The 22,341-nt window shown below is 64.9% G+C and carries 25 protein-coding genes; 2 read left to right on the top strand and 23 right to left on the bottom strand.

The window, feature by feature from the left end:
- Nucleotides 1-8: 8 nt before the first annotated feature.
- The 23 genes from WKW82_RS20245 to WKW82_RS20135 form a co-directional block, all read right to left on the bottom strand.
- Complete coding sequence (locus tag WKW82_RS20245; RefSeq protein WP_340344130.1) at nt 9-806, bottom strand: 2-keto-4-pentenoate hydratase; 798 nt, start codon at nt 804-806, stop codon at nt 9-11.
- Between the two features lie 16 nt (nt 807-822).
- Nucleotides 823-1,893, bottom strand: coding sequence for a beta-N-acetylhexosaminidase (gene nagZ, locus WKW82_RS20240; protein WP_340344129.1), 1,071 nt, complete (start codon nt 1,891-1,893; stop codon nt 823-825).
- 58 nt (nt 1,894-1,951) lie between these two features.
- Nucleotides 1,952-2,344, bottom strand: a complete 393-nt coding sequence (acpS, locus tag WKW82_RS20235; RefSeq protein ID WP_340344128.1) for a holo-ACP synthase — start codon at nt 2,342-2,344, stop codon at nt 1,952-1,954.
- 193 nt (nt 2,345-2,537) lie between these two features.
- Nucleotides 2,538-3,305: a pyridoxine 5'-phosphate synthase gene (locus WKW82_RS20230; RefSeq protein ID WP_340344127.1), complete on the bottom strand. Its 768-nt coding sequence runs from the start codon at nt 3,303-3,305 to the stop codon at nt 2,538-2,540.
- Nucleotides 3,302-4,081 (bottom strand): DNA repair protein RecO, encoded by a 780-nt coding sequence (gene recO / locus WKW82_RS20225; RefSeq protein WP_340344126.1) that lies wholly within the window; start codon nt 4,079-4,081, stop codon nt 3,302-3,304. The genes WKW82_RS20230 and recO overlap by 4 nt, the downstream gene beginning before the upstream one ends.
- Before the next feature lie 3 nt (nt 4,082-4,084).
- On the bottom strand, nt 4,085-5,044 hold the full coding sequence (gene era, locus WKW82_RS20220) for a GTPase Era (protein WP_340344125.1): 960 nt from the start codon (nt 5,042-5,044) through the stop codon (nt 4,085-4,087).
- A gap of 113 nt (nt 5,045-5,157) precedes the next feature.
- Nucleotides 5,158-5,841 carry a ribonuclease III gene (gene rnc / locus WKW82_RS20215; protein ID WP_340344124.1) on the bottom strand — a complete coding sequence of 228 codons (684 nt, stop codon included), beginning with the start codon at nt 5,839-5,841 and terminating at the stop codon, nt 5,158-5,160.
- Between the two features lie 19 nt (nt 5,842-5,860).
- The gene (locus WKW82_RS20210; protein ID WP_340344123.1) at nt 5,861-6,220 is read right to left on the bottom strand and encodes a DUF4845 domain-containing protein; all 360 of its coding nucleotides are present in this window, start codon (nt 6,218-6,220) and stop codon (nt 5,861-5,863) included.
- Between the two features lie 315 nt (nt 6,221-6,535).
- Nucleotides 6,536-7,525: a signal peptidase I gene (gene lepB, locus WKW82_RS20205; RefSeq protein ID WP_340344122.1), complete on the bottom strand. Its 990-nt coding sequence runs from the start codon at nt 7,523-7,525 to the stop codon at nt 6,536-6,538.
- Nucleotides 7,526-7,535: 10 nt separating this feature from the next.
- Nucleotides 7,536-9,347, bottom strand: coding sequence for a translation elongation factor 4 (gene lepA, locus WKW82_RS20200; protein ID WP_340344121.1), 1,812 nt, complete (start codon nt 9,345-9,347; stop codon nt 7,536-7,538).
- Between the two features lie 522 nt (nt 9,348-9,869).
- Nucleotides 9,870-11,354 carry a DegQ family serine endoprotease gene (locus WKW82_RS20195; protein WP_340344120.1) on the bottom strand — a complete coding sequence of 495 codons (1,485 nt, stop codon included), beginning with the start codon at nt 11,352-11,354 and terminating at the stop codon, nt 9,870-9,872.
- A gap of 92 nt (nt 11,355-11,446) precedes the next feature.
- On the bottom strand, nt 11,447-12,523 hold the full coding sequence (locus WKW82_RS20190; protein ID WP_340344119.1) for a MucB/RseB C-terminal domain-containing protein: 1,077 nt from the start codon (nt 12,521-12,523) through the stop codon (nt 11,447-11,449).
- 23 nt (nt 12,524-12,546) lie between these two features.
- Nucleotides 12,547-13,230: a sigma-E factor negative regulatory protein gene (locus WKW82_RS20185; protein ID WP_340344118.1), complete on the bottom strand. Its 684-nt coding sequence runs from the start codon at nt 13,228-13,230 to the stop codon at nt 12,547-12,549.
- A 14-nt stretch (nt 13,231-13,244) separates the two neighbouring features.
- Nucleotides 13,245-13,922 carry an RNA polymerase sigma factor RpoE gene (gene rpoE, locus WKW82_RS20180; RefSeq protein ID WP_340344117.1) on the bottom strand — a complete coding sequence of 226 codons (678 nt, stop codon included), beginning with the start codon at nt 13,920-13,922 and terminating at the stop codon, nt 13,245-13,247.
- Nucleotides 13,919-14,410 (bottom strand): hypothetical protein, encoded by a 492-nt coding sequence (locus WKW82_RS20175; RefSeq protein WP_340344116.1) that lies wholly within the window; start codon nt 14,408-14,410, stop codon nt 13,919-13,921. The genes rpoE and WKW82_RS20175 overlap by 4 nt, the downstream gene beginning before the upstream one ends.
- Nucleotides 14,411-14,426: 16 nt before the next feature.
- Nucleotides 14,427-15,671: a beta-ketoacyl-ACP synthase II gene (gene fabF / locus WKW82_RS20170; protein ID WP_340344115.1), complete on the bottom strand. Its 1,245-nt coding sequence runs from the start codon at nt 15,669-15,671 to the stop codon at nt 14,427-14,429.
- A 94-nt stretch (nt 15,672-15,765) separates the two neighbouring features.
- The gene (acpP, locus tag WKW82_RS20165; RefSeq protein ID WP_140843300.1) at nt 15,766-16,005 is read right to left on the bottom strand and encodes an acyl carrier protein; all 240 of its coding nucleotides are present in this window, start codon (nt 16,003-16,005) and stop codon (nt 15,766-15,768) included.
- Nucleotides 16,006-16,108: 103 nt separating this feature from the next.
- Nucleotides 16,109-16,852 carry a 3-oxoacyl-ACP reductase FabG gene (gene fabG / locus WKW82_RS20160; RefSeq protein ID WP_340344114.1) on the bottom strand — a complete coding sequence of 248 codons (744 nt, stop codon included), beginning with the start codon at nt 16,850-16,852 and terminating at the stop codon, nt 16,109-16,111.
- The gene (gene fabD, locus WKW82_RS20155; protein WP_340344113.1) at nt 16,849-17,808 is read right to left on the bottom strand and encodes an ACP S-malonyltransferase; all 960 of its coding nucleotides are present in this window, start codon (nt 17,806-17,808) and stop codon (nt 16,849-16,851) included. The genes fabG and fabD overlap by 4 nt, the downstream gene beginning before the upstream one ends.
- 52 nt (nt 17,809-17,860) lie before the next feature.
- A complete protein-coding gene (locus WKW82_RS20150) occupies nt 17,861-18,838 on the bottom strand; it encodes a beta-ketoacyl-ACP synthase III (protein WP_340344112.1) in 978 nt (325 codons plus the stop codon).
- Nucleotides 18,838-19,926 (bottom strand): phosphate acyltransferase PlsX, encoded by a 1,089-nt coding sequence (gene plsX, locus WKW82_RS20145; protein ID WP_340344338.1) that lies wholly within the window; start codon nt 19,924-19,926, stop codon nt 18,838-18,840. Before plsX ends, WKW82_RS20150 begins: the two co-directional genes overlap by 1 nt.
- A gap of 61 nt (nt 19,927-19,987) precedes the next feature.
- Nucleotides 19,988-20,170: a 50S ribosomal protein L32 gene (gene rpmF, locus WKW82_RS20140; RefSeq protein ID WP_213959550.1), complete on the bottom strand. Its 183-nt coding sequence runs from the start codon at nt 20,168-20,170 to the stop codon at nt 19,988-19,990.
- A gap of 187 nt (nt 20,171-20,357) precedes the next feature.
- Nucleotides 20,358-20,906 (bottom strand): YceD family protein, encoded by a 549-nt coding sequence (locus WKW82_RS20135; protein ID WP_340344111.1) that lies wholly within the window; start codon nt 20,904-20,906, stop codon nt 20,358-20,360.
- Between the two features lie 96 nt (nt 20,907-21,002).
- On the opposite strand from WKW82_RS20135, the gene WKW82_RS20130 reads away from it, so the two are divergent.
- Both WKW82_RS20130 and WKW82_RS20125 read left to right on the top strand, forming a co-directional pair.
- Nucleotides 21,003-21,584 (top strand): Maf family nucleotide pyrophosphatase, encoded by a 582-nt coding sequence (locus tag WKW82_RS20130; RefSeq protein WP_340344110.1) that lies wholly within the window; start codon nt 21,003-21,005, stop codon nt 21,582-21,584.
- Nucleotides 21,581-22,339, top strand: a complete 759-nt coding sequence (locus WKW82_RS20125; RefSeq protein WP_340344109.1) for an SAM-dependent methyltransferase — start codon at nt 21,581-21,583, stop codon at nt 22,337-22,339. Before WKW82_RS20130 ends, WKW82_RS20125 begins: the two co-directional genes overlap by 4 nt.
- The last annotated feature ends 2 nt before the right edge of the window (nt 22,340-22,341 follow it).

The following is a 22,341-nucleotide window of genomic DNA, read 5'->3' as shown; positions in this document are numbered from 1 at the left end:
GTCCGTCCTCAGGCGGCGAAGCGCGCAGACACCGTGCCGAGTACGCCGAAGTCGACCTGCACCACGTCGCCCGCGACGATCTCCAGCGGCACCAGACACGTGCCCGTGGTCACGAACTGCCCCGCGCGCAAGGTCATCCTCTGCTGCGACAACTCGTTGACCAGCCACGCGAGCGCGATGCGTGGATCGCCCAGCACGGCGGCGCCGATGCCGTCGCGCTCGTAGCTGCGTGCGGTGCCGGTCACCGTGGCATGCACGCGATGCGCCGCAAGGTCCAGATCGCGCCACGGCACCGACACCGTCGGGCCGAGCACGAACTCATGCGCGCAGGCGTTGTCCGCGAGGAGCTGCGCCTCGCCCGCCGTCACGAAGTCGGCAAAGCGCGAGTTGGGCACTTCAATGCCAAGGCAGAGGTCGCCGACCGCAGCCATCGTCTCCTCGATGCTCCACGCCTGCGCACGCGGCGGCATGTCGCGCGCCATGCGAAACACGAACTCGGCCTCGGCCACCGCCATGCGGTTGCCCTTCATCGAGAACGCGCTGCCATCCGGATGCACCCGCTCGGCCATGATGCGGCCGGCGAGCGGGCCGCTCACGTTGATGTGCTTCTGCCCGGCCGCGCTGGTCGCGGCGATCTTCCAGCCCGCGACGGGCTTGTCGCTGCGGGCTTCGAGCAAAGCCTGGATGGCATAGCCCTCGGCGCGGGTGGTCGGCCGATCCGCCGGCAACAGGTGGTCGATGGCGGCACCGAGTTGCCATGCGCTCCAGAACGCGTTGGCGGCTTCGCTCATTTGATTGGGCGTCATGGTTCTTGTCTCCGGGTCAGTCTTGCAGCAGCGCACGGGCGCGCCGGTAGTGTTCGGATGCGGTCAGCTCGGCCCACGCCAGCGCAGGCGTGCGGGGCAGCAGCGCGCGGCGGCGGCGTTCGCAGTCCGCGTTGGGCGCCCAGCGTCCGTCAGCGCGGGCCTTGTCCATGTCGGCCAGCAATTCATCGAGCGGCGCGCCCTCGCCCACGCTCTGGTTGCACAGCAGCGCCAGGTCGCAGCCCGCGCCGAGCGCGGCCAATGCCGCATCGCCATAGCTCAGCAGCGTGCCATCGATCCAGCGCGCGGCCTCCATGCTCAGGTCGTCGCTGAACACCGCACCATCGAAGGCGAGTCGCGTGCGCAGGATGTCGCCCAGCCATCTGGCGGAGAAGCCTGCCGGCCGCGCATCCACTTTGGGATAGACCACATGCGCCGGCATGACCGCGGTGAGCGTGTTGCTCAGCCAGTCGTAGGGCCGCGCGTCGTCCGAGAGGATGGCCTTGAGGCTGCGCCGGTCGACCGGCACGGCCACGTGCGAATCGGCCTTGACGAAGCCATGCCCGGGAAAGTGCTTGCCGCAGTTGGACATGCCCGCTTGCAGCAGGCCCTGCATCAGGCTCTTGGCCAGCAACGAAGCCACGCGCGGATCGCGGTGGAAGCTGCGGTCGCCGATGACGCTGCTGCCGCCGTAGTCGAGGTCGAGCACCGGTGCGAAGCTGAAGTCCACGCCGCAGGCGCGCAGTTCCGATGCGAGCACCAAGCCGCAGGCGGTGGCGGCGCGCGTGGCCTCCATCGGGTCCTGCATCCAGCGTTCGCCGAGCGAGCGCATCGACGGCAACCGCGTGAAGCCGTCGGTGCGAAAGCGCTGCACGCGGCCGCCTTCATGGTCGACGCAGATCAGCATATCGGGCCGGATCTTCTTGATCTCGGCGTTGAGCGCGGTCATTTGCGCGCGGTCGGCCCAGTTGCGCGCGAAATGAATGATGCCGCCGACCAGCGGATCGGCTAGGCGACGGCGGTCGGCGGCGGTCAGTTCGGTGCCCGCGACGTCGATGATCAGCGGGGCGTGTATCGCTTCGGTACTCATTGGATAACCTCCGCGCTACGCGCTGCGGTGCGAGCGCCTTCGGGCGGCCGGGCGGTGCTCATGCTCTTTCAACGACGACAAAGCTCGCCGCGTAGTCGGTTTCGTCGGTCACGGTAACGTGGGCGGTCAAGCCCTGCGCCTCGAACCATTCCTTCAATGCACCATGCAGCACGATCGTCGGCTTGCCGCTCGGCAGGTTCGTGATCTCGCAGGAGCGCCAGGTCATCGGCATGCGCATGCCCATGCCGATCGCCTTGCTGAAGGCCTCCTTGGCGGAAAAGCGCGTCGCCAGGTAGCTGATGCCGCGCTTCGGCCAGCGCGCACTGCGAGCCTGCCAGGTCACGAATTCGGCATCGCTCAGGACCTTGCGCGCAAAACGCTCGCCCTGTCGCTCGAAGGTGCGGGCGATGCGGCGCACATCGCAGATGTCGGTGCCGATGCCGTAGATCATGGTGCCCCCACGCTCGGCACTGGCGTGTCCTCGCTGCCCCCCGAGGGCGCGCTCGCACCTTGGGGCGGCCCGGCGGTGCTCGGGTATGCCCCCACGCTTGGCACTGGCGCGGCCTCACCGCCCATCGAGGGGGCGCTCGCACCTTGGGGCGGCCCGACGGTGCTCGGGTGCACCCCCACGCTCGGCACAGCGCTCATCCCGCCTCGGCAATGCATTGCAGATAGGATTTGGTCGTCGCCTCGTATCCCAGTTCCAACGCATCCGCCACGAAGGCGTGACCGATGGAGACTTCCAGGACGCCCGGCACAGCGCGCAGGAATTCGGTGAGGTTCTCGCGGCTCAGGTCATGACCGGCGTTGACTTCGAGCCCTGCCGCCCGGGCCGCACGCGCGGCCTCGGTATACAGCGCCAGCACGGCATCGGCACGCGAGGTGCCGCGCGAGGCGGCATAGCCTTCGGTGTAGAGCTCGACGCGGTCGGCGCCCACGGCCTTGGCCGCAGCCATCATCTCGGGCTCCGGGTCCATGAACAGGCTCACCCGCACGCCCAGCGCCTTCGCCTCGGCGATCAGCGGGCGCAGCCGAGCCGCGTCCTCGGGGAAGATCCAGCCGTGGTCACTGGTCGATTGCGTTTCGCTGTCCGGCACGAAGGTCGCCTGGTGCGGCCGCAGTTCGCGCACGAAGTCCATCAGGTTGTGGAACGGATTGCCTTCGACGTTGAACTCCACGCCGGGCCATTCCTTGGCGATCAGGGCCGACAGTTGATGCACATCCTCCGCGCGGATGTGGCGCGCATCGGGCCGCGGATGCACGGTGATGCCCTGCGCGCCGGCATCGAGGCAGGTGGCCGCAGCGAACAGCACGCTCGGGATGCCGAGTTCGCGCGTGTTGCGCACCAGCGCGACCTTGTTGAGGTTCACCGAGAGCGCCGTCCCGGTGTGCTTTTTGGAGGTGGTGTTCATAGGCCTTGCAGGTCCCGGATCATTTGGCGGGTGCGCAGTGTGGTGACGCCGCAATGGTAGTTGAGCAGCATGCGCAATTGGGTGCGCAGCGCTGCCCCCAGGCCCGCTTCCATGCCGGCCACGTGATGCACCGTGGCCGAGAACGGCGCGCGGTCATCGAGCGTCCGCTGCAGCGCCAGCCATTCCACGCCGCGCAGCGCAGCCAGTTCGCCAGCCTCGGCCTCGCGGAGGCCGGCTTCGGGCGCCAGGCTGTAGCGCGCGTCGGGGTCGAGCGGCGCCAGCGTCGAGGTCTGCACTTCCAGCGACGGCAGCAGCCCGATCTCGCGCAACAACAGCAACTCGAAGGCACGCAAGGCGGAAGATTGCGTGGCCGCCTGCGCATCGCCATGGTTCGTCGCCAGCACCTGCACAACCGCCGCATAGGCATCGAACAGCGCCTCGTGCGCATCGTCACGCGCCAGCAGCCGCATCATCAGTTCATTGACGTAGTAGCCCGACAACAGCGACTCGCCCGTCGGCATGACATGCCCGCCCATCCACTCCGCGCCCTTGAGCGTGCGGATCTCGGTGTCGCCGCTGAAATTGAGTTGCAGCGGCTGCAGCGGCAGCAGCACCGGCCGAAAGTTGGAACTCGGCCGCTTGGCCCCCTTCGCGACCAGCGCGATGCGCCCATGGTGCCGCGTGAAGACTTCCAGGATCAGGCTCGACTCGCTCCAGTCGTAGCGATGCAGCACATAGGCCGGCTCGTGGGCGACGCGATGCGTGGCCGCTTTCACGTCCTATTCGTACCCAAAGCTGCGAACCCGCGCCTCGTCATCGGCCCAGCCGGAGCGCACCTTGACCCACAGTTCCAGGAACACCTTCGCATCCGCCAGCTTCTCCAGCTCCACGCGGGTCTCCATGCCGATGCGCTTGATGCGCTCGCCCTTGTCGCCGATCACCATCGCCTTGTGGCCGTCGCGCTCCACCACGATGGTCGCGGCGATGCGCAGCAGGCGCTTCTGGCCCTTCTTCTGCGGCGCCTCTTCCTCGAACTTGTCGATGATGACGGTGGACGTATAGGGCAGCTCGTCGCCGGTCAGGCGGAACAGCTTCTCGCGCACCAGCTCGCTCGCGAGGAACTTCTCGCTGCGGTCGGTCAGCTCGTCTTCGCCGTAGAACCAGGGCTGCTCGGGCAGGTACTTCTCGCAGATGCCGAACAGGCGCTCGATGTCCTTCGAATTCTTGGCCGACATCGGCACGATCTCGGCGAAGTCGTGCTTGGCCTGCATCGTCTGCAGCCACGGCGCGATGTCGCCGCGGCGGTGCACGTTGTCCAGCTTGTTGGCCAGCAGCACCGTCGGTATGCCCTTGCCCAGCAGCTTGAGCACGCGCTCGTCGGCCGGCGTGAAGCTGCCGGCCTCGACCACGAACAGGATCAGGTCCACGTCACCGACCGCGCCCTGCACCGTCTTGTTGAGCGACTTGTTCAGCGCGTTCGCATGCAGCGTCTGGAAGCCCGGCGTGTCGACGAACACGAACTGCGTTGGCCCGATGGTGCGCATGCCGGTGATGCGGTGCCGCGTGGTCTGCGCCTTGCTCGAGGTGATGCTGATCTTCTGGCCGACCAGGGCGTTGAGCAGCGTCGACTTGCCGACGTTCGGCTTGCCGACGATGGCGATCAGGCCGCAGTGTTGCGGGCCGGCGTCGCCCGCGCCCTCGTCAGAAGGCGGGGGGGGAATGGGAAGATCCGAGGTCATGTTGGCATTGTCGTGGAACACCGCGAGCCAGCCTTGCCAGACCACGGGTGCGGCCCCCGATGGGGGCGAAAAGGGAGAGCGACACGCAGTGCCGCGGAGCCCGGAGGCGAGTGCTATTTCTTCGACTTGAGCCGGATCAACATCGCCGCCGCAGCCGCCTGCTCCCCGGCGCGGCGTGAACCGCCAATGCCGCGTTCACTCAGGGCCAGCTCAGGCACCTCGCAGACGACATCGAAAGTTTGCTTGTGCGCCGCCCCGAGCGTGTCGACCACGCGGTAGAGCGGCAACTTCATTTTGTGGCCCTGCAGCCATTCCTGCAATTCGGTCTTCGGATCCTTGGACGCGGCTTCCATGCGTGGATTGATCTCGACCGCTTCGTACAGTCGATGCACCAGCGCCTCCGCCGCCACATAGCCGGCATCGAGATACACCGCGCCGATCAATGCTTCCAGCGCGTCGGCCAGGATCGATGGGCGGTTCGGCCCGCCCGACTTGGCCTCGCCCTCGCCCAAGCGCAGCAAGGGTGACAACTGCAGCCGCAGCGCGATCTGGTGCAGCGTGTCCTGCTTGACCAGGTTGGCCCGCACGCGCGAGAGGTCGCCTTCGGGCAAGGCGGAGAGCCGGCGGTACAACAGGTGCGCCACCGCCAGGTTCAGCACCGAGTCGCCGAGGAACTCGAGCCGCTCATTGTGGTCGGCCGAAAAGCTGCGATGCGTCAGCGCGAGTTGGAGCAGCCGCCCATCCGCGAATCGATGCTGCAGGCGCGCCTGCAGCGCAGCATGGCCTCCCTCACTCACGACGAATTTCTCACGATGTTCAGCGCGACTGGCCCTTGTACTTCATCGTCAGGTACGCCGGTCCGAACAGATGGATCTCGCGCTCGTACGCATACGACACGACCACTTTCTCGCCAACCTTCTCCACGACGATGTCCTTGCCGGTCAGCTTGAAGTCATCGATGGCCTGGGCACGATCGAAGATGGCGCGTACTTCAGGGACGGTCACGCCCTCCTTGGCCTGGGTCGCTGCCTTCTGGATGGCCTGGTACTCGACCAGCGTCGGAATGACCTGCGCCACCACCACACCCACACAGGCCAGCACGATGGCCACGAACAGGAGTCCGATGAATGAAATACCGCGTTGCTTGCTTCTTGGAGTCGACCGATATGCCCTCATTGCCCTCTGTCCTTCGAATGGTGTTGCTTGCTCAGTGAATCGAACCGATGCGGCCGAAGTCATGGCGACGCCGTCATGGTTCAAAGGCCCGCCCGCGCCGCACTCGTGGCGCACGAACTCCAAGGATGCACACCGCGGATTGTCGCGCGCGCCTCCCCGGACCCCAGTTGCTGCGAGTACCTTGTGGATGAAACCGTCGACACTGTAACGACAAATGTGACGGGTCGGTAACGAGTTGATCCGCCGTTTGGCATCGTCCCGACGGCCTGCTCGGTACGAGACCATAGCCCGGGCCCCCATCCGCGGCAGTGGCGTTTACTCGAAACCGCCGATGCGCTTCCAGTTGCCGAAATTCATCCAGACGAAGAACGCGCGCCCGACGATGTTCTTGTCCGGTACGAAACCCCAGTAGCGCGAGTCCGCGGAATTGTCCCGGTTGTCGCCCATCATGAAATACATGCCCGGCGGCACCTTGCAGACCACGCCTTCGACGTTGTAGCGGCAGTTGCCCTGGTCTTCGAACGGAATCACCTCCGCCTCCGACAAGCCGGCACGGCGGCTGTCGGTGTTCAGGATCTTGTGCTTCTTGTCGCCGAGCACCTCCTCGAACTGGGGCGTCTCCCGCATGTAGGTGTCTTTGTCGTCGTTGCTGTCGCCGAAGTACGGCGCCAGTGGCGTCTTGCTGACCGGTTGCCCGTTGATCGTCAGCTTCTTGTTCAGGTAGGCCACTTCGTCGCCCGGTATGCCCACCACGCGCTTGATGTAGTCCATGCTCGGCTTGGGCGGATAACGGAACACCATCACGTCGCCGCGCGCCGGCGGTGTGCCTTCGGTGATCTTCGTGTTGATCACGGGCAGGCGCAGGCCGTAGGTGAACTTGTTGACCAGGATCAGGTCGCCGGTCAGCAGCGTCGGCATCATCGAGCCCGACGGAATCTTGAAGGGTTCGAACAGGAACGAGCGCAGCAGGAACACCGCCACGATCACCGGGAACAGCCCCGCCGTCCAATCCAGCCACCAGGGTTGCATCAGCAGGCGCTCGCGCGCCTTGTCATCCACCGTGTCGACCTTCGTGATGCCCTGCTGCGCCAGCCGCTGATTGCGCGCGCCCAAGGAGGCTTCATACGCGGCGGCCGCCTTCGCGCGCTTCGGCAGGAAGTAGAAGCGCTCGGCCAGCCAGTAGATGCCGGTGACCACGCTGGCCAGGAACAGCAACAGTGCGAAGTTGCCTTCGACCGCGCCGAAGTACCAGGCGCCGATGTAGCCGACGAACGCGGCGAGGATCAGGGAAGTGAGAAAGGCCATGGGGGAAAAATCAGTCCTCGACTTGCAGGATCGCGAGGAAGGCCTCTTGCGGGACTTCCACGGAGCCGATCTGCTTCATGCGCTTCTTGCCCGCCTTCTGCTTTTCGAGCAGCTTGCGTTTGCGGGACACGTCGCCGCCGTAGCACTTGGCGAGAACGTTCTTGCGAAGGGCCTTGATTGTCTCACGCGCAATGATGTTGACCCCGATCGCCGCCTGGATGGCCACGTCGTACATCTGCCTCGAAATGATCTCGCGCATCTTGCCCACCACCGCGCGGCCGCGGTACTGGCTCTGGCTGCGGTGCACGATGATCGACAGCGCATCGACCTTCTCGCCGTTGAGCAGGATGTCGACCTTGACCACGTCGGATGCCCGGTACTCCTTGAACTCGTAATCCATCGACGCATAGCCACGGCTCACCGACTTCAGCTTGTCGAAGAAGTCGAGCACGATCTCGCCGAGTGGCATCTCGTACGTGAGCATCACCTGGCGGCCGTGGTAGGCCATGTTCATCTGGATGCCGCGCTTCTGGTTGGCCAGCGTCATCACCACGCCCACGTATTCCTGCGGCATGTAGAGATGCACCGTGACGATCGGCTCACGGATCTCCATCATCTTGCCGACGTCCGGCATCTTCGACGGGTTCTCGACCATGATCACTTCGCCACCGGTCTTCACCACCTGGTAGACCACACTCGGCGCAGTCGTGATCAGGTCCTGGTCAAACTCGCGCTCGAGCCGCTCCTGCACGATCTCCATGTGCAGCAGGCCAAGGAAGCCGCAGCGGAAGCCGAAGCCCAGCGCCTGGCTCACCTCGGGCTCGTAGTGCAACGACGAGTCGTTGAGCTTGAGCTTCTCGAGCGCGTCGCGCAGCGATTCGTACTCGCTCGCCTCGGTCGGGTACAGGCCCGCAAAGACCTGCGGCTGGATTTCCTTGAAGCCCGGCAGCGGCTCGGTCGCCGTGAATGCCGCGCCACCCGTGCCGGCCTTGATCAACGTCACCGTGTCGCCGACCTTCGCGGCTTGCAGTTCCTTGATGCCCGCGATGATGTAGCCCACCTCGCCCGCTTCGAGCGATTGACGCGGCTCGTTGTTCGGCGTGAAGACGCCGAGGCTGTCGGCGTTGTACATCGCGCCCGAAGCCATCATCTTGATGCGATCGCCCTTGGCCAGGCGACCATCGACCACGCGCACCAGCATCACCACGCCGACGTACGCATCGAACCAGCTGTCGATGATCATCGCGCGCAGCGCCGCATCCGGATTGCCTTTCGGCGGCGGCACACGCGCGACCACTGCTTCAAGAATCTCCTCGATGCCCATGCCCGTCTTCGCGGAGCAAGGGATCGCATCGGTCGCATCGATGCCGATCACGTCTTCGATCTCGGTGCGTGCGTTGTCGGGGTCCGCGTTGGGCAGATCCATCTTGTTGAGCACCGGCACCACTTCAACATGCAGGTCGAGTGCGGTGTAGCAGTTGGCCACTGTCTGTGCCTCGACACCTTGCGATGCATCGACGACGAGCAATGCACCTTCGCATGCAGAGAGCGAGCGACTCACTTCATAAGAGAAGTCGACATGGCCCGGTGTGTCGATGAGATTGAGGTTGTAGACCTTGCCATCGCGTGCCTTGTAATGCAGCGCAGCAGTCTGTGCCTTGATGGTTATCCCACGCTCTTTCTCGATGTCCATCGAGTCAAGAACTTGCGCTTCCATCTCGCGGTCAGCGAGCCCGCCACAGCGTTGAATCAGGCGGTCCGCGAGCGTCGACTTGCCGTGGTCGATGTGCGCAATGATGGAGAAATTTCTGATGTGATTCATCAACGGGAACGCTTAAGTACTTGAATTGCCTTGCACGCAGAAGGGGTGGGGCAAGAAAAAAGGGCGCGTCTGCAAGAGACGCGCCCTGAACCAACAAGCAATGGCAACTGCAGTAGTTGGAACTTCATTGTAGGCAAAAAGGGGGTCGCGTACATGCGGGGACAGGCTCTCGACGGGTCGTTGCAGGTCAGCAACATCTAACTTGTAAACACGTTATCCACAGGCTGGGTGGATCACTCTCTTAACAACTTGTGGGTGATCTGTGGAGCACCGGTGGACGGATGGCTGGAATCTCGCATCGTGGAGACGACCTCCCACGCTTATGCGTGCAGTCGGTCCAAAGGCAGGTCTATTCTACCGAAAAACATCATTAGCTCATTCGGAAGTTTGTGAGTGCTAACTAAAGTTAGCGCATTTTCGAGGCCAAAAAAAATTTCAAAGTGGGTGTCGAGTAGGCCGAAAGATGCAAAAAAAGGCCCCAATCCCGACTAATGGTTGGGGCCACTTGACGCCTTCCAACGTTCAGCGCGTCGGTCGGATCAAGGCATATTGCGCCCACTCGCCGCGCCGGAACAGCACGCTCACGGCCTTGGACTTGTCGGCCTTGCCGATCGCGCTTTCGAACTCCTTCATGTTCGCGACCTCGGTATTCGAGACGGCAAGGATGACGTCGCCCTCTCGCAAACCGGCGCGTGCGGCGCCTTCGGTGGCGGCATCCACCTTGACGCCACCCTTGAGCTTGAGCTCCTTCTTCTGTGTATCGTTCAGATCGCTCACTGCAAGGCCGAGCGATTTCGCCGCGGCGGAGGCCGTCGACTTGGGCGCCGGCTCTTCACGCTCATTGGAGGCACGCTTGGCTGGCTTGTCGGGCTCGATCTCGGCAATGACGACCGTGATGTCGCGCGACTGGCCACGACGGAACACCGTGAGCGTGCTCTTCGTGCCCGGCTTGGTGTTGCCCACCAGTCGCGGCAGGTCGCTCGGCTTCTCGATCGACTTGCCGTCGAACTTGGTGATGATGTCGCCCGGCTCCACGCCGCCCTTCTCGCCCGGCGAGCCCGCTTCGACGCTGCGCACCAGCGCCCCTTGCGCCTTGCCGAGGCCGATGGACTCGGCCACGTCCTTCGTGACCTGGTCGATCTGCACGCCGATGCGTCCACGCGAGACGCGGCCATTGGTGCGCAGTTGCTCGCTCACGCGAATCGCCTCGTCGATCGGGATCGAGAACGAGATGCCCATGAAGCCGCCGGAGCGCGAGTAGATCTGGCTGTTGATGCCGACGACCTCGCCGCGCATGTTGATCAGCGGGCCGCCCGAGTTGCCTGGGTTGATGGCCACGTCGGTCTGGATGAAAGGCAGGTAGTCGCCGGTGTCGCGCTGCTTGGCGCTGACGATGCCGGCGGTCACGGTGTTCTCCAGGCCAAAGGGCGAGCCGATGGCCATCACCCATTCGCCCACGCGCAGCTTGCTGATGTCCCCGATCTTCACCGCGGGCAGGCCGGTGGCTTCGATCTTCACCACGGCGACGTCGGTGCGCTTGTCCGCCCCAATCAGCTTCGCCTTGAACTCGCGCTTGTCGGTCAGCGTCACCAGCACTTCGGAGGCGTCCTCGACGACGTGCGCATTGGTCATCACGTAGCCGTCGGGCGTGAGGATGAAGCCCGAGCCCACGCCGCGCGGACGTTCTTCTTCCTGGGGCTGCTGAGGCCGGTTCGGGCGCGGACCCTGGCGCGGCGTGCCGGGCATCGGCTGCCCGAAGAAGCGTCGGAAGAACTCCTGCATCTCCTCGTCCATCTCCGGGCTGCTGCCACGCTGGGCGACCTTTTCGACGGTGCGGATGTTGACCACGGATGGCCCGACCTGGTCGACCAGATCGGTGAAGTCCGGCAGCGTGCGGGTCTGCGCGTGCGCGGCGGTCGCTGGCAGGAAGGTGGCACTGGCGGTGCCCACCAGTGCGAATGCCAGCAGCGCGGCGCGGATGCGACTTCCCTCAACCTTGAAAATCATCATGTTTTCTTTCAACTGAACAACGAGCAACAACAAACAACGAGACGCTCTTGTGAATATGGGGCGCCCCAAAGGTTCAGCAAGCCGCGCATTCAACGCGTTCGCGCCAATCCCTGTGCAAAGGCTTCCAGTGTCTGCGGCGGCACTTCACCGACCGCCGTCAGCCACCAGTCGCCATCCTTGTCGGCGAGCCGGCGCGTCAGCGTGTAGGTGGCACCGAGCGTCAACACGACCTCCTGCGATCGTCGCTGTGCATCGTAAGGCTCGAGGAACAGCGACACCGACGCAAGCCCATCCGAAAAAGTCCATTGCAATGTGTTTTCACGGTTCGCGCTGCCACCCATCGCGCGCCGATAGCAACTGATCGGCTTGAATCCCGCCACCGGCGTCTTCAAGGCCCATCCTTCGGACTGGGCCGTGGTGCGCTGCAACTGGGATTTCTCGACCTTGTAGCCGGCCGTGCTGGCCATCATCTGTGACAGCGCGTGCATCTTGATCGGCGCGTCGAGCTGAAGCTCCGAGAACGCCGATTGCTCGACCACATTGCCTTCGCCGTCCAGCGTCTGCAACTTCACGACCAGGCCCGAGCGACGCTCGCTCCATACGCGATAGCCGAAGCGCAACGTGTCACGCGGCACCAGTTGCACGACATCGGCATCGAAGCCTGCCACGCGGTCGCGGCCAGTGACACGGGCGCTGTACAGGTCGCCGAGGGAGGAATCCGGTGCGCCCAGCAGGTTCGGGAACAGTTCGAGGTTTTCACGGCGCTCGCTCCGGGCTACCCGGCTCTCGGGCAGGAAGGTCATCACCTGGTCGTTGCGCCGGAAGGTCGTTCGCGGCGGGCCGGACAGCGCCTCGATGCGCTCCATCTGCTGGTCGCCCTCGCAGACATGCCAGATGCGCGCGCTCGACAGGTTGCCCACGGCCGCCGACACCACGAAGGTCCCGATGTAGCTGCGTTGGCGCGAAGCCGAACGCATGCGCTGCAGCCATTCGACCACGCCCATCGACGGCGGCGTGTCCGCCGCGAGGCTCGGCGGTGCTCCCTTGTCAGTCGGCAGGGCCGCGGGCCGCGCAACATGCGTCTGCGCAGCCGCCAATTGCCACAGGCACAGCACGGCGAGCGCCATCACGGCCCGGCGCACAGCCCCCGGCGACGAGGCTGTCATTGCGGCTAGACGGGGCAGCACGATCAGCGCGACGGTCCTTCGAAGGTGGCGTTGCGCAGGAACGTCGACGGCATCTGCGACCCGCCACCCGCCTGCTGATGCGCGGCGAGCAGTTCGTCGAGGCGAGCGTCCCGCAACATCACTTGCGGCGCACCGCTGCCGACCTGCACGCGGGTCGGCACGGCGACGGCGCTGGTCGCGTGCGGATCGGCCGCCGCCAGCACAGAGCCCGCAGGCGCCTGTGGGGACACCAAAGCTTGTGGTTGCTGCGTCTGCGGCTGGGTCTGCGCCAGCTGCGCGCCCGCCGGCGCCCCACCCAGCGAGCCGGACAAACTCCAGCCCAGCGCAGCCACCGCCACCAGCGACGCGGCACCCGCCACCAGCTTCCAGCGCAACACTGGCTCATTGGCCGGCTCGGCACGCCGCTGGAGCGCCACCACCGCCGGCGCCACAGGCACGGAAACCCGCACCGGCGACTCGTGCGCCAGGCGCTGCTGCAGCTTGGCCAGGAAGGCATTGCTGTCGCTGCACGGCGCATGCGCGCCCGAGCGCAGCACGTCGCCCACCAGGTGATACGTACGCCAGGTGGCCTGCAATTCCTCATGCGCGCCGATGTCGCCCACGGCCTCGGCGAAGGCCTGGCCCTTCAACTGGCCGTCCGCCAGGGCGGAGACCTGCTCGCGAATACTGTCTGATGGATGGTTCATCTCTTTCACCCTGCTTACCAACGTTTGCCGGACTGGTTGTCGAGCAGCGGTTTGACCCGCGCCGATATCGCCTCGCGCGCACGGAAGATCCGCGAGCGCACAGTGCCGATCGGACAATTCATGACCTCGGCAATCTCTTCGTAACTCATGCCCTCGATCTCGCGCAGCGTGACTGCCTGGCGCAATTCGGCCGGCAGCGCATCCATGGCGGCCTCGACCGCACTTGCGATCTCCTGGGCTGCCAGCACTGTTTCAGGGGTTTCGTCGGTGGTTGGTTCGTTTGTCGGCCGGTAAGTTTCATCTTCGTCTTCGGAAGATGTGCGCAATGCGGCTTCGGACACCGTCGGATCGCGCTTCATGTCGACCAGCGCCTTCTTGGCAGTGTTGACGGCGATGCGGTAGAGCCAGGTGTAGAACTGCGCCTCGCCGCGGAACTGGTGCAGCGCGCGATAGGCCCGGATGAAGGTCTCCTGAGCGATGTCCTCGACCAGGTCGACATCGCGCACCATGCGGCCGATGAGCCGTTCGATCCGGCGTTGGTACTTGATCACCAGCAGCTCGAAGGCCTTCTGATCGCCTGCGACGGTGCGCTGGACCAGCTGGAAGTCGACCTCCCCCGGACGTGGACCCGCGGCAGGATCGGCGATCGAACCCGTCTCGGGTGGCACGGGTGGGGGCGCGGAGGCGGTCATGGAGAGTCGTGCGAGGCGCCCTGGAGCGCCGATGGCTGCGGCGCAGCGGCTGGCCCGTCGGGTTCAACCGGCGAGGCGCGCGAATATACCGCACGGCGCAGTTCCAGCCAGCGCTCGGGGGCACTGCGCCGCTCCAGCCACAGCCAGCGATGGCGGCGCTTCGGCGCCCACAGGCGCACAAGCATCAGGGATTGGAAATCAAGCGCCGGCGTCAAGCGCGCCGCACGAAAGTTCACCGCGCCGGTCATTCGCCAATCCCGCCCGTCGAAGCGCAACTCGCCCGGCCGCTGGCGCCCCAACAGCGCCCCGGCGGCCAGCGCCGCCAGCAAAACGCTGCAAGCGAGCATCGTCGCGCGCCAACCCCCTGCGCCGATCTGCCAGCACACCCAAGCCGCGCAGCCAGCGCCAGCCGCCCAGATCGCGACCAGGAGGCGCGCCGCAACGCGCGAACGCCCCATCGGATAGCTCACCGATGGGGCGTTGTGCATGGGATATCCGGAAGACTCAAGCCCGCTTGAACACCAGCGTGCCGTTGGTGCCGCCGAAGCCGAAGTTGTTCTTCACCGCGACGTCGATCTTCATGTCCCGCGCCTCGTTGGCGCAGTAGTCCAGGTCGCACTCCGGATCCTGGTTGAAGATGTTGATCGTCGGCGGGCTCTTCTGGTGATGCAGCGCGAGCACCGTGAACACCGACTCGATGCCGCCCGCGCCGCCCAGCAAGTGGCCGGTCATCGACTTGGTCGAGTTCACCACCAGCTTCTTCGCGTGATCGCCGAAGCAGTTCTTGATCGCGTTGGTTTCGTTCAGATCGCCGAGCGGTGTCGAAGTGCCATGGGCATTGAGGTAGTGCACCTCGTCCCTGTTCACGCCGGCGTTGGCCAGGGCCATGTCCATCGAGCGCTTGGGGCCGTCGACGTTGGGCGCGGTCATGTGGTACGCGTCCGCGCTCATGCCGAAGCCGATCACCTCGGCATAGATCTTGGCGCCGCGTGCCTTGGCGCGCTCGTATTCCTCGAGTACCAGCACGCCGCCGCCCTCGCCCAGCACGAAGCCGTCGCGGTCCTTGTCCCAGGGGCGGGAGGCGGTCTTGGGATCGTCGTTGCGCGTGCTGAGCGCACGCGCAGCCGCAAAGCCGCCGATGCCCAGCGGGGAAACCGTGGACTCCGCGCCGCCGGCGATCATGACGTCGGCGTCGCCGTACTCGATCATGCGGGCGGACAGGCCGATGGCATGCAGGCCGGTGGTGCACGCCGTGACCACGGCGATGTTCGGCCCCTTGAAGCCGTACTTGATCGACACGTGACCGGAAATCATGTTGATGATCGAGGCCGGCACGAAGAACGGCGACACGCGGCGCGGGCCGCGGTTCACGAGTTCCGCATGCGTCTCCTCGATCAGCGGAAGTCCGCCGATGCCCGAACCGATGTTGCAGCCGATGCGAACGGCCTCTTCATGCGACAAGGCCTCACCCGTGGGCAGGCCGCTGTCAACCACCGCCTGCATGGCGGCGGCCAGGCCGAGATGGATGAAGCGGTCCATGTGACGCGCTTCCTTCTCGGGAATGTATTGGGTGATGTCGAAACCCTTGACCTCGCCCGCAAACTTGCAGGCGAAGGGGCTCGCATCGAAACTGGCGATCGTGTCGATGCCCGTCTTGCCGGCCAACAAGTTGGTCCAGCAATCGACAGCAGAGTTTCCGACAGGAGCGATGCAACCGAGTCCGGTCACGACGACGCGGCGTTTGGTCATGCCGGCAAACCTTTCTGGAAGCGTTGGAACCGTGTCCGGGGCGCGCAGGGTGCGAAGGAGTGCCGAGGGCCCGGACGGTTATCAGCGAGGCCTGTCAGGCCTTTTGGTTCTTGGAGGCGTAGTCGACGGCGTTCTGCACCGTCGTGATCTTCTCGGCGTCCTCATCGGGGATCTCGATGCCGAATTCGTCTTCGAGGGCCATCACGAGTTCAACCGTGTCGAGCGAATCGGCGCCGAGGTCGGCCACGAAAGCCTTCTCGTTGGTCACTTGGGACTCTTCGACTCCGAGTTGCTCGGCAATGATTTTCTTGACTCGTGCTTCGATATCGCTCATTTGGTTCCCTCTGAGGGTTGTAAAGAATCGTTGGATTTTAGCCGGCCGAATTGTGGCATTTGCCACACCGGCCGTCCGGTGAAAAATGGGCCCTTGCCCTTGCTTACATATGCATGCCGCCGTTGACGTGCAATTCCTGCCCCGTCACGTAGCCGGCTTGCGGTGACGCGAGGAAGGCCACCGCATTCGCGATGTCGGCCGGCTTGCCCAGGTGGCCCAGCGGAATCTGGGTGAGCAGCGCTTGCTGTGCTGCCTCGGGAAGCTTGGCGGTCATGTCAGTTTCGATGAAGCCCGGCGCCACGCAATTCACGGTGATGGCTCGACTACCCAACTCGCGGGCGAGCGCCCGGGTCATGCCTGCCACGCCGGCCTTGGCGGCCGCGTAGTTGGCCTGCCCGGCATTGCCCGATGCACCCACCACGCTGGTGATGCTGATGATGCGGCCATAGCGCTGCTTCATCATGGGCTTGATCACGGCGCGCGACATGCGGAACACGGCGCGGAGGTTGGTGTTCAACACGGCGTCCCAGTCATCGTCCTTGAGGCGGGCCGCGAGCATGTCGCGGGTGATGCCGGCGTTGTTGACCAGGACGTGCAGCCCGCCATAGGCCTTGACGATCTCGTCGACCAGCGCATCGACGGCCGGGCCGTCGTTGACGTCCAGTGCGCGGCCTCGGCCGCCGTATGCACTGAGCGCCGTGGTGATCTTCTGGGCGCCTTCTTCCGTGGTGCCGGTGCCAATGACCTTGAGGCCGCGCTGCGCCAGCTCCAATGCAATCGCGGCGCCGATGCCGCGCGACGCGCCCGTCACCAGGGCGATCTGGCCTTCGAACTGGATATTGCTCATGCTGTGGTGCTCAACAGGTTTTGGGTTTCGGCAAGCGTTGCTGGATCGTAGACCGAGGCGGCGGCCAGGTCGGGCGCTATTCGCTTGGCCATCCCGGCCAGCACACGGCCGGGGCCACATTCGATGAGGGCCGTGACGCCACGCGCCTTCAGCGCCTGGACGCTCTCGACCCAACGCACCGGGCCGGCCGCTTGGCGCACCAGCGCTTCGCGGATCCGCGATGGCTCGGTCTCGACGGACACATCAATGTTGTTGAGAACGGGAATTTGAGGGGCGGCCAGTTCCATCGTGGCGAGCTTCCCGCGCAGTGCCTCGGCAGCGGGTTTCATGAGGCTCGAATGGAAGGGGGCCGACACCGGCAGCGGCAACGCACGCTTGGCGCCGTTGGCCTTGAGCACCTCGCACGCCTTTTCGACCGCGGCCTTGCTGCCGGCGATCACGGTCTGCATCGGATCATTGAAGTTGACCGCTTCGACGACCTCGGCACCGCCCGCGCCGAAGCCTGCCGTCACCTCGGCGCAACCCGCGATGACCTTGGCCGAATCCATGCCGAGGATGGCGGCCATCGCGCCAGTCCCGACCGGCACCGCCTTCTGCATCGCGTCGGCCCGGAATCGCACCAGCGGCGCGGCCTGCGCCAAGGTCAGGACGCCGGCGGCCACCAGCGCCGAATACTCGCCCAGCGAATGGCCGGCGACGATGGATGGCTGCGCGCCGCCCTCGGCGAGCCATGCGCGCCAAGCGGCCACGCCGGCCACCAGCATCACCGGCTGGGTGTTCGTGGTCAGGCCGAGCGCTTCCTTCGGGCCCTCATGGATCAGCTTGGCAACATCTTCACCCAAGGCGTCGGAAGCCTCCTCGAGCGTCTGACGGACGGCCGGATGATCGCCCCATGCGTCGAGCATGCCGACGGCCTGCGAACCCTGACCCGGGAATACAAATGCGAAGGAAGTCATCGTTGTCATGTCTCCAGTCACGCGGCCACACCTTGTTGCGGGCGCCTTGCGCTCAAAAATTCAAAAGCACCGAACCCCAGGTGAAGCCCCCGCCCACGCCTTCGAGCATGCAGGTGTCACCCTTCTTCACCTTGCCGCTTCGCACGGCATCGTCCAGCGCGAGCGGGATCGACGCGGCTGAGGTGTTGCCATGTTCATGCACCGTCACGATCAGTTTGTCGCGCGAAAGCTTCAGCTTCTTCGCGGTGCCATCCATGATGCGGATGTTGGCCTGGTGCGGAATGAGCCAGTCGATATCGGCTTCGGTCTTGCCGGCCTTGGCCAGCGTGGTCCGCGCCGACTCCTCCAGCACGCGCACCGCCAGCTTGAAAACGGCCTGGCCGTCCATATGCAGCAGCGGCTTGCCCAGCACCTCGCCGCCCGACACATGGCCCGGCACGCAAAGGATGCCGACATGCTTGCCATCGGCATGCAGGTCGCTGGCCAGGATGCCAGGCTCCTCGCTGGCCTCGAGCACCACGGCGCCCGCGCCGTCGCCGAACAGCACGCAGGTGGTGCGATCGTTGAAGTCCAGGATCCGGGAGAAAACTTCCGCGCCGACCACCAATGCACACTTGGCGGTGCCGGTGCGAATCAAGGCATCCGCCACGGTCAGCGCATACACAAAGCCGCTGCAAACGGCCTGCACGTCGAAGGCAGCGCACCCGGCGATGCCGAGCTTGTTCTGCAGGATGGCCGCCGACGAGGGGAACACCATGTCCGGCGTGGAAGTCGCGACGATGATGAGATCGAGGTCAGCGGCCGTGCGGCCTGCTGCTTCCAGCGCCTTGTGGGCTGCCTGCAAGCCAAGGTCACTGGAGTTGACACCGGGATCAGCGAAGTGGCGCGCTCGAATCCCGGTGCGCTCGATGATCCACTGATCAGAGGTTTCGATGCCGTGCGAAGCGAGTTGCTTTGCAAGGTCATCGTTGGTCACTCGTCGGGGCGGTAGATAGCTGCCGGTGCCGGTGATTCGCGAATAGGAGGTCATCAAGCGTGGATTGCCGCCGCGTCGGCCGGCGCCGCCTGCTCCTGCCGCGCTAGAAGTGGCGCGGCGTGTGCGATGCGGGCCCGCACGCGTTCGAGCAGGTTGTTGCGAGCGGCATCATAAGCGCGATCCAGCGCGTGCCCGAACGCGACCTCATCGGCGGAGCCGTGACTCTTGAACACCAACCCGCGCAATCCAAGCAGCGCCGCGCCGTTGTAGCGACGATGATCAAGTCGTTTTTTAAGCGACTTTAGGACCGGATAAGAGATGACAGCGGCGACTTTGCTGAATATGCCGCGCGAATACTCTTGCCTTAAAAAGTCAACGATCATCGCGGCAACGCCTTCCGTGGCCTTCAGCGCGACGTTTCCGACGAAGCCGTCGCAGACGACGATGTCGGTGGTGCCCTTGAAAATGTCGTTGCCCTCGACATTTCCGAAGAAATTGAGATCACCCGAGTCGCCAGCCATTTTCAGCAGCTGACCCGCTTTCTTGATGACTTCGCTGCCCTTGATGGCTTCCTCGCCGATGTTCAGCAAGCCCACGGTAGGCGAATCGTTGCCCGTGAGCGCAGAAACCAGTGCCGAACCCAGAACCGCGAACTGGAGCAAATCTTCGGCGTCGCAATCCACATTGGCGCCCAGATCGAGCACCGTCGTCGCCCCGCCCTTGCTGTTGGGCATTTGTGGCGCGATGGCAGGACGATCGATTCCTTCCAGCGTCTTGAGCAGATAGCGTGCAATCGCCATCAATGCCCCCGTGTTGCCAGCCGATATTGCAGCCTGCGCCGCGCCATCCTTGACCTGCTGGATGGCGACGCGCATCGAGGAATCCTTCTTCCTGCGAAGTGCGATTTCGATCGGATCGTCCATGCCGACCACTTCGCTGGCCGCAACGACGCGGGCACGCGGGTGGGTCAAGCCGGCCAGCGCATCGGGCACCCCGACGAGCAGCAGCGATGCGTCCGAATGACGCTCAAGGAATGCACGGCAGGCGGCAAGTGTGACGCGCGGGCCGTGGTCGCCGCCCATGCAATCGACGGCGAGCGTGATTGCGGCGGGCGCCGGAGTGGGAGCAGCGGACGTAAGCATCAAGACAAAGGCCCGACGCTACAAGGAAAGTAGCTTCGGGCCTTGGCGTCGAAACGGAAGGTCAGGCTTCGGACTTGGTCTTCAACACCTTGCGGCCACGATAGAAGCCGTTGGGGCTGATGTGGTGACGCAGGTGAGTTTCGCCGGTGGTCGGCTCGACAGCGATGCCGGGCACGTCCAATGCATTGTGTGAACGGTGCATGCCGCGCTTCGAAGGCGACTTCTTGTTTTGCTGGACTGCCATGGTGGCTCCTGGACTGGTAAATGGTTAGTGGAGGTGCGGGCGGTGTACCGTCGACCCATGCTTGGCGCAGCCGGACCTGCTGCAATCGGCATGAGGCCACTGAAGCCTGTGAATCAATGGCGGCGCGCGCGAAGCCCACGATTATAGCCCAAGCTCGAAGTTGGAGCCAAGCTGCCCGCGCATCGAGCTACTCCGGCTTGCCGCCGCGCAGTTTGCCAAGCACCGCGAAGGGATTGGGCCTGGAACCTTCGGCAAGGTCGAAATCGGCGTCTGTCGCAGACAACGGAGGTGCATCCGGACAGGTGTCATGCCGAGGCGTGACGGGGATTTCCATCAGCATTTCATCCTCGATCAGGGCGTGCAGATCGAAATCGCGGCTCGCCACCAGGATGTCTTCCTCAGACTCCTCGTCCTCGATCACTGCCGTTTCCTCGTCCGCGACGAAACGAAACCAGCGATCCACGGTCAACGCGATGTCCACGGGCGCGAGGCACCGCTGGCAAGCGAGAGGCACTACCACGTCGGCTTCCAGATGCAGCCACGGCACCGGGGCGCCCGTCACGCCGGCACGCTGCTGGCCTTCGGCCGTCCATGTCACCTCTGCCCCAGGCGACATGCCGGTGGTTTCAGCCACCAGGCGGGTGAAGTCAGGCAAGGGCGTACGGCCCGACAGGGTGGCGCCGTCTTCTGCAAAGGCGACCACATCGAGGCGTTGGGGAGCGAATTCTCTGGTCATCGCGGCCAGTCTAAGCCAATGCAGGACGAATCCGCGGGACGGCGTGCCCCCAGCAGGAGGACAGATTGCCCGGCCCGTCCCCCACAATCAGGGGCTATGCAACGCACCGTGATCCTTGCCTCCACGTCGCGCTACCGGCGTGAACTGATGAATCGCCTGCGCCTGCCCTTTGAAGTGCACGCGCCCGAAGTCGACGAAACACCGTTTCCCGGTGAAAGCCCCGGCGCCCTTGCCAGTCGATTGGCGCTGGAGAAGGCGCGAGCCGTCGCCCGGCACTTTCCGGAGGCCGTGGTCATCGGTTCCGATCAAGTGGCCGACCTGGCTGGCGAATCACTCGGCAAACCTGGCGATCACCAACGCGCAACCGCGCAACTGCAGCGCATGCGTGGTCAGACGCTCATCTTCCAGACGGCAGTGGCGGTGGTGTGCGAGGCCGCAGGTTTCGCGCAGCAAGACATCGCCGCGGTTCGCGTGGTGTTCCGCAACCTCGATGACGCTGCGATCGAACGCTATTTGCGACTGGAACAACCCTACGACTGCGCAGGCAGCGCAAAAAGTGAGGGGCTGGGCATTGCCCTGCTCGAAGCGATCGACAGCGACGACCCCAGTGCACTGGTCGGCCTGCCGCTGATCCGCACCTGCCGAATGTTGCGCGCCGCGGGCGTGGACCTGCTATGAAGCAGGGCACGCTCTATCTGGTGCCGGCGCCCCTGGATTTCGGTTGCGACGTCCAGGCACCGCTGCAGGACGCCCTTCCCTTGGGAACCTTGCAGAAAGCGGCGGCAATCACCCATTGGATCTGCGAGAACGCCAAGTCCGCGCGCGCCTATCTCAAGCGCATCGACGCCGTCACGCCGCTCGCGGCCTCCTTGCAGGCGCAAGAGATCACCGAACTGCCGCGCGATGTGCACAAGAAGGGGGACCACGCCGGACAGTTCGACGCCCGTCCGCTGTTGACGGCCGCCTTGAACGGCCATGACATCGGTCTCCTGAGCGAAGCGGGGATGCCGGCCGTGGCCGATCCGGGTTCGTCGGTTGCCCGTGCGGCGCACGATCTTCGCATCGCGGTGGTGCCGCTGACCGGGCCGGTGTCACTCTTGCTGGCGCTCGCGGCGAGTGGCCTCAACGGCCAGAACTTCGCGTTCGTGGGCTACCTGCCGCAAGAGCCTGCAGCGCGCAGCCAGCGCATTCGCGAACTGGAGACGCTGGCGCTGCGCACCGGCCAGACCCAGCTCTTCATCGAAACGCCCTATCGCAATGCTGCCCTGCAGCAAGCACTCCTCCAGACCTTGCAGCACAACACGCGACTGGCCGTTTCACGCGGCCTGACGCTGGCAAACGCAACGGTGCGCAGCGACACCATCAAGGGCTGGCGCGCGGCTCCGGGGCAGTCCGAAGACCGCCTGCCGGCAGTTTTCGCGATCGGGCGCTGACC

Source organism: Variovorax rhizosphaerae (assembly GCF_037889975.1).
Classification (GTDB): Bacteria; Pseudomonadota; Gammaproteobacteria; order Burkholderiales; family Burkholderiaceae_C; genus Variovorax; species Variovorax rhizosphaerae.
The sequence above is the reverse complement of the archived record's forward strand: the minus strand, read 5'-3'. Positions and strand labels throughout refer to the sequence as shown.

Bases quoted from the DNA above. Each gene is read 5' to 3' on its own strand.
- WKW82_RS20245 (WP_340344130.1), bottom strand. From the start codon at position 806: ATGACGCCCAATCAAATGAGCGAAGCCGCCAACGCGTTCTGGAGCGCA.
- nagZ (WP_340344129.1), bottom strand. From the start codon at position 1,893: ATGAGTACCGAAGCGATACACGCCCCGCTGATCATCGACGTCGCGGGC.
- acpS (WP_340344128.1), bottom strand. From the start codon at position 2,344: ATGATCTACGGCATCGGCACCGACATCTGCGATGTGCGCCGCATCGCC.
- WKW82_RS20230 (WP_340344127.1), bottom strand. From the start codon at position 3,305: ATGAACACCACCTCCAAAAAGCACACCGGGACGGCGCTCTCGGTGAAC.
- era (WP_340344125.1), bottom strand. From the start codon at position 5,044: ATGACCTCGGATCTTCCCATTCCCCCCCCGCCTTCTGACGAGGGCGCG.
- WKW82_RS20210 (WP_340344123.1), bottom strand. From the start codon at position 6,220: ATGAGGGCATATCGGTCGACTCCAAGAAGCAAGCAACGCGGTATTTCA.
- lepB (WP_340344122.1), bottom strand. From the start codon at position 7,525: ATGGCCTTTCTCACTTCCCTGATCCTCGCCGCGTTCGTCGGCTACATC.
- lepA (WP_340344121.1), bottom strand. From the start codon at position 9,347: ATGAATCACATCAGAAATTTCTCCATCATTGCGCACATCGACCACGGC.
- WKW82_RS20195 (WP_340344120.1), bottom strand. From the start codon at position 11,354: ATGATTTTCAAGGTTGAGGGAAGTCGCATCCGCGCCGCGCTGCTGGCA.
- WKW82_RS20190 (WP_340344119.1), bottom strand. From the start codon at position 12,523: ATGACAGCCTCGTCGCCGGGGGCTGTGCGCCGGGCCGTGATGGCGCTC.
- WKW82_RS20185 (WP_340344118.1), bottom strand. From the start codon at position 13,230: ATGAACCATCCATCAGACAGTATTCGCGAGCAGGTCTCCGCCCTGGCG.
- rpoE (WP_340344117.1), bottom strand. From the start codon at position 13,922: ATGACCGCCTCCGCGCCCCCACCCGTGCCACCCGAGACGGGTTCGATC.
- WKW82_RS20175 (WP_340344116.1), bottom strand. From the start codon at position 14,410: ATGCACAACGCCCCATCGGTGAGCTATCCGATGGGGCGTTCGCGCGTT.
- fabF (WP_340344115.1), bottom strand. From the start codon at position 15,671: ATGACCAAACGCCGCGTCGTCGTGACCGGACTCGGTTGCATCGCTCCT.
- acpP (WP_140843300.1), bottom strand. From the start codon at position 16,005: ATGAGCGATATCGAAGCACGAGTCAAGAAAATCATTGCCGAGCAACTC.
- fabG (WP_340344114.1), bottom strand. From the start codon at position 16,852: ATGAGCAATATCCAGTTCGAAGGCCAGATCGCCCTGGTGACGGGCGCG.
- fabD (WP_340344113.1), bottom strand. From the start codon at position 17,808: ATGACTTCCTTCGCATTTGTATTCCCGGGTCAGGGTTCGCAGGCCGTC.
- WKW82_RS20150 (WP_340344112.1), bottom strand. From the start codon at position 18,838: ATGACCTCCTATTCGCGAATCACCGGCACCGGCAGCTATCTACCGCCC.
- plsX (WP_340344338.1), bottom strand. From the start codon at position 19,926: ATGCTTACGTCCGCTGCTCCCACTCCGGCGCCCGCCGCAATCACGCTC.
- rpmF (WP_213959550.1), bottom strand. From the start codon at position 20,170: ATGGCAGTCCAGCAAAACAAGAAGTCGCCTTCGAAGCGCGGCATGCAC.
- WKW82_RS20135 (WP_340344111.1), bottom strand. From the start codon at position 20,906: ATGACCAGAGAATTCGCTCCCCAACGCCTCGATGTGGTCGCCTTTGCA.
- WKW82_RS20130 (WP_340344110.1), top strand. From the start codon at position 21,003: ATGCAACGCACCGTGATCCTTGCCTCCACGTCGCGCTACCGGCGTGAA.
- WKW82_RS20125 (WP_340344109.1), top strand. From the start codon at position 21,581: ATGAAGCAGGGCACGCTCTATCTGGTGCCGGCGCCCCTGGATTTCGGT.